The sequence below is a fragment of the Kitasatospora aureofaciens genome (assembly GCF_019192735.1).
Classification (GTDB): domain Bacteria; phylum Actinomycetota; class Actinomycetes; order Streptomycetales; family Streptomycetaceae; genus Kitasatospora; species Kitasatospora aureofaciens_A.
Genome location: NZ_JAHTKP010000153.1, coordinates 1 through 1,916, shown reverse-complemented (window position 1 = coordinate 1,916; position 1,916 = coordinate 1). Strand labels below are relative to the sequence as shown.

The window sequence follows — 1,916 nt, the reverse complement described above, 5'->3', positions numbered from 1 at the left end:
GATCTTGGTGGCTAATTCCAACTGCTATGCAGCTAGGGATAGTTGGAGTCTGGCGAGGTGGCTGTGGCTGACTCGGTCGAGGGGGTGGCCGTTCCACCAGGAGTGGAGGCGGATGAGGTTGAGGGCGGTCGCGCTGGTGGTGTGGTCGAGGTGGGTCTTAGGCAGGCCGCGGTAGCGGGCTCGGCGTAGTCCGGTGGTGTGAGTGGCCTGGCGGATGGTGCCCTCGACACCGGCGCGCAGAGCGTAGTCCCGGTTCCAGTCCTTGGTCTGCTGACGGGTGCGGGCTTCTTGGACGGCCTCGGTCAGCTCACGGGGGTAGAGGCTGAGCTGGCGGCGGTTTTTGCGGGAACTGGTGCATTGCTCCTTGAAGCGGCAGGGAATGCAGTCGAGGGCGGCGAAGGTGACGACGGTCTTGGGCACCCCGTTTTGGATGTTCGGTGTCCAGGTGGCGTTGGTCTTCCCGGCGGGGCAGACGGCCTGCTGATTGTCCCAGTCGATGGTGAAGTCGTCGGCGGCGAACCCTTCTTGGGCTTTGGCTTGGCGGGAGGTGTCGAGCAGGACCGGAGTGATCAGGGCGACGCCGTAGGTCTTGGCCGAGCCCACGATCAGTTCGGCACTCGGGTAGCCGGAGTCGAGGTAGTGCCGCGCGGGCAGGAGCCGACGGCGCTGGAGCACCTGATGGATCGCTTCCAGGGCCTTGGAGTCCGGGAGGGTGGAGGCGGTGGTGGCCACGTTCGTGATGATGTTCGGCCGGGCGGGGCGGTCGCCGTCGGCCTGCGGGTGGCACGTCTCCGAGACGTGCAGCTTGTACCCGTTCCAGAACATGTCCTGTTTGGCGGACCAGCGGGCGTCGGTGTCATAGGGGGAGGCCAGGCGTATCGGGCCGGGCGGCAGCCCGTCGCCCCCGTCCTCGGCGCGCTCGCGGCGCTTGACGCGGATATGCCCGTTGCCAGCCGTGGTGCGGGTGTAGTTCTGCACCAGCACGATTCGCAGGCTCTGCACCGCGGGCAGCTCACGCAGCCATGCCGGGGAGCCGTGTGCATACACCGCGTGCAGCAAGGTGTGGCCGTCCTTGGCGTAGTCGAGCGCGAGCGCGTCCTGCTTGGCCTTGGAGGTGGGAAGGCGCCAGGTGTCGATCCGGTCCGCGTAGCGGCGGCTCCAGTCCTCCACGACCAGCACCTGCTCGACCCAGTCGGGACAGGCGGCGACCAGCGCGTTCAGGGCCGCGCGGACGCTTTCGCCGGCCAGCTCGAGCCGGTTCAGATCCCGCACCGCTGCCACGATGTGCGTGGAGTCGGTGCGCTGGCTGCCGCCCGCGTCCACCAGGCCCAGCTCGCGCAGACGCTCCAGCAGCAGGTCCAGCGCCCGCTCCGCCAACCCGTGGGTGACAATGCGGGAGCGGAACTCCGACAGCACACTGTGGTCGAACCCCGGATCCTCCAAGCTCAGACCCAGGGCGTACTTCCACGCCAGGTTCTCTCGGACCTCGTCCGCCGCCTGCCGGTCGGTCAGGTTCGCGGCCTTCTGCAGGACCGTGACCAGCGCGAGCCGGCCCGGCGACCAGCCCGGCTTGCCCGCCCGGCCGAACGCGTCGGCGAAGGCCGCGTCCGGGAACAGCTCGCCGAGCCGGTCACGGACCTGCACCGCCAGCGGCGCCTCCCGCTTGCCCCGGTACATCGCCCGGATCGCCGCCGCGATCTGCGGGTCAGGCTGGGGCCAGGGCTGCGGTTGCACCGACACGACATGCTCCGATCCAAGACGAGGCCCGAGAGATCACCAGCGCTCATGATCCACTGCACCGTGGCCACGCTGCCACCCCTGGCCCAAGGAACAAGTCCCAGACCGCTCCCCGGGCCGCCCCAGAGCATCTCAACTCTGGGTCATCGCAAGGAACTTGGAATTAGCCACCAAGATCG

At 68.6% G+C, this 1,916-nt stretch carries 1 protein-coding gene; it reads right to left on the bottom strand.

The window, feature by feature from the left end; translation table 11 throughout:
* Positions 1-24: 24 nt before the first annotated feature.
* Positions 25-1,740 carry an IS1182 family transposase gene (locus KV557_RS41660; RefSeq protein WP_308130324.1) on the bottom strand — a complete coding sequence of 572 codons (1,716 nt, stop codon included), beginning with the start codon at positions 1,738-1,740 and terminating at the stop codon, positions 25-27.
* Between the last annotated feature and the right edge of the window lie 176 nt (positions 1,741-1,916).